Annotated in this window: 3 protein-coding genes; all 3 read left to right on the forward strand. The window is 51.8% G+C overall.

What is annotated here, in order from left to right:
- Positions 1-61: 61 nt before the first annotated feature.
- The 3 genes from POTG_RS09250 to POTG_RS09260 all read left to right on the forward strand — a co-directional run bounded on the left by POTG_RS09250 (position 62) and on the right by POTG_RS09260 (position 2782).
- Positions 62-505 carry a MarR family winged helix-turn-helix transcriptional regulator gene (locus tag POTG_RS09250; RefSeq protein WP_009224567.1) on the forward strand — a complete coding sequence of 148 codons (444 nt, stop codon included), beginning with the start codon at positions 62-64 and terminating at the stop codon, positions 503-505.
- A gap of 415 nt (positions 506-920) precedes the next feature.
- On the forward strand, positions 921-1262 hold the full coding sequence (locus POTG_RS09255) for a DUF485 domain-containing protein (protein ID WP_009224569.1): 342 nt from the start codon (positions 921-923) through the stop codon (positions 1260-1262).
- A gap of 5 nt (positions 1263-1267) precedes the next feature.
- Positions 1268-2782 (forward strand): solute symporter family protein, encoded by a 1515-nt coding sequence (locus POTG_RS09260; protein ID WP_009224570.1) that lies wholly within the window; start codon positions 1268-1270, stop codon positions 2780-2782.
- Positions 2783-2821: the final 39 nt, after the last annotated feature.

Raw genomic sequence — 2821 nt, forward strand, 5'->3', positions numbered from 1 at the left:
GACTTATTTACAAAGCTTGCTATATATTTAGATAGCATGCTCTGTAAAAGGTGGTGAAGGGATGCAGCATGAAAGCAGAAAACCAATCCTGATATCTTCTTTGAAGATCATCGAGAATCAGGCTAGCAAAATCGGAGATCTTCACCTGAAGGAAGTTGGATTAACGCATAGTCAAGCCAACTTGATCTTATTTCTGGCTCATCACGCGGATCGAAAAATCCGCCAGCGGGATATTGAGGTTGCTCTCAATTTAACAAACCCAACGGTGAGCGGATTGATTAAACGGCTGGAACAGAAACAATTTATCGTACGATCTGAAGATCCGGAGGATTCGCGAGCGCGGATTATTTTGCTGACGGAAAAGGCGAAACTATTGGTAGATCAGATCTTTGAACATATACATCAAACAGAAACCAAACTGCTTGAAGGGTTTGCTGAGGAGGAAGTGAAGCTCGTGTCGAGCCTGCTAAGACGAATTGCCGAAAATGCGCTCAAAAATTTCTAACCCGGGGACCTGGAAGTAGATATGAATGATGGAGGGATGGCAATGGCAAAGCGCTCATCACAGTTTTGAGCGATTTTACGCCGCTGGCGCTCGCAGCCGGATTAGGCGCAGGTATTGGCCGACAGCGTGGCCGAGATCACGAAGATGGCCGCTCAGACTGGAGTTGGCGGATTGTATTGGACCGCAGCCATTTTGGGGATGGGCATCATCGTTGGGGCGCTGGTTCTGATCCCGTTAAGAAAAAAGAGCCCACAAAGGCACCTGAGCGGATTTCGGGTGTCTTTTTTTATCCGCATATGAATCTATCAAAAAGTTAAAAATTAAACATTTCGCAAGCCTAACCTTGCATAAAATGAATTTGAATCGCTTACATATATTGGGTGACTTACAAATTTAGAGATTTGGAGGGTGAAGGATGGCTGCGAAAGTTGCAAAAGGTGCGAAGGCCGCAAAAGCGGCGAAAGGGAAGAGCTATACCGAGGTGTGGCATTCCGCCAAGTTCAAGACGCTGATCTCCCGCAAGAAACGGTTCATTATTCCGTCGACTGTCTTTTTCCTGCTGTTTTACTTCGCGCTCCCGATCATGACCTCGTATTCGGAGGTATTGAATCAGCCGGCGATTGGCCCGATTTCCTGGGCATGGCTGTTCGCGTTCGCTCAGTTTATCATGACGTGGGCGCTGTGCATCCTGTACTCGCGTGTTGCGCGAAGGTTCGACCGGTTGGCGGATGAAATTCGGCGGGAAATGGGGGCGTAACGATCATGGCATTTACTTTATTTTGCGCGATTGTGCTGTTGACGTTGGTCATTACCTATTTTGCCGCGAAAAAAACGAACAACACCAGTGAATTCTACACCGCAGGCGGCGGGCTGAAGGGCTGGCAAAATGGAACCGCCATCGCCGGTGACTATATGTCGGCCGCGTCATTTCTCGGTATTGCCGGGTCGATCGCCTTGGTTGGGTTCGACGGATTCTTTTACAGCATCGGGTTTCTCGTTGCTTATCTTGTCGTGTTGTACCTGGTTGCGGAACCGCTGCGGAATCTGGGCAAGTATACCGTTGCTGACATGATTGCGTCCCGCTTTGCGAACAAGGAAGTCCGCGGCTTTGCGGCGCTGAATACGATTGTGATCTCGATCTTCTATATGATTGCGCAGCTTGTTGGAGCCGGGGCGCTGATCAAGCTCCTGCTGGGACTCGATTACGTCACTTCGGTGCTGATCGTTGGGGTGCTTATGACCATCTACGTTGTGTTTGGCGGGATGCATGCCACAAGCTGGGTGCAGATCACCAAAGCGATTTTGCTGATGGGCGGCACCTTCGTGATCTCGCTGATGGTCTTCGCCAAGTTTGATTTTAGCCTGACCGGCATGTTCGAGCAGATGAAGACCGCAACGCCACTCATGGAAAAGTACTTAAATCCGGGCAACAAATATAACGTGCCGCTGGAGACGATATCGCTTAACCTGGCATTGGTGCTGGGGACGGCGGGGCTGCCGCATATTTTGATCCGGTTCTTTACGGTGAAGGACGCCCGTACGGCTCGAAGCTCCGTGGTTTACGCGACTTGGATCATTGGGATCTTCTACGTGATGACGATCTTCCTTGGCTTCGGGGCCGCTGCGTTCGTTGGCACCGAGGAGATCACCGCCGTCGACAAAGCCGGCAATATGGCCGCTCCGCTGCTGGCTAAGGCGCTTGGCGGCGACTTCCTGTTCGCTTTCATCTCGGCGGTCGCGTTTGCGACGATCCTGGCTGTGGTCACCGGCCTTGTTCTGTCCGCAGCGTCGGCTTTTGCACACGACTTCTACGGACAGATCGTCCGCCGCGGCAAAGCGTCCGAAGGCGAGCAGCTGCGGATGGCTCGCTGGGCCTCGATTGGCGTATCGATCATCTCGATTCTGCTGGCTCTTTTTGCTCAGAAAATGAACGTGGCTTTCCTCGTCTCGCTGGCTTTTGCCGTTGCGGCAAGCGCTAATCTGCCGATTATCCTGTTCACCGTGTTCTGGCGAAGATTTAACCGCACGGGGGCGATATCCGGCATGCTGGTTGGTTTGTTCAGCACGATTATCCTTGTGGCGCTAAGTCCAAACGTCTGGGATCCGGAGCCGGGCAAGGCGATTCTGACCGGAACGGCTCTTTTCCCGATGACGAACCCGGGAATTATTTCCATCCCGCTTGGCTTTCTTGCTGCGTTTGTCGGCACCTTCCTGTCCCGCGAGAAAGATGAGGCGAAATACGCCGAGGTGCTGGTTAAAGCGAACACCGGAGCTTAAGCAAAGGCTAAATTGCAACCTAACGACTCCAATTGGGGT

The sequence above is a fragment of the Paenibacillus sp. oral taxon 786 str. D14 genome, assembly GCF_000159955.1.
GTDB classification, from domain to species: domain Bacteria; phylum Bacillota; class Bacilli; order Paenibacillales; family Paenibacillaceae; genus Fontibacillus; species Fontibacillus phoenicis.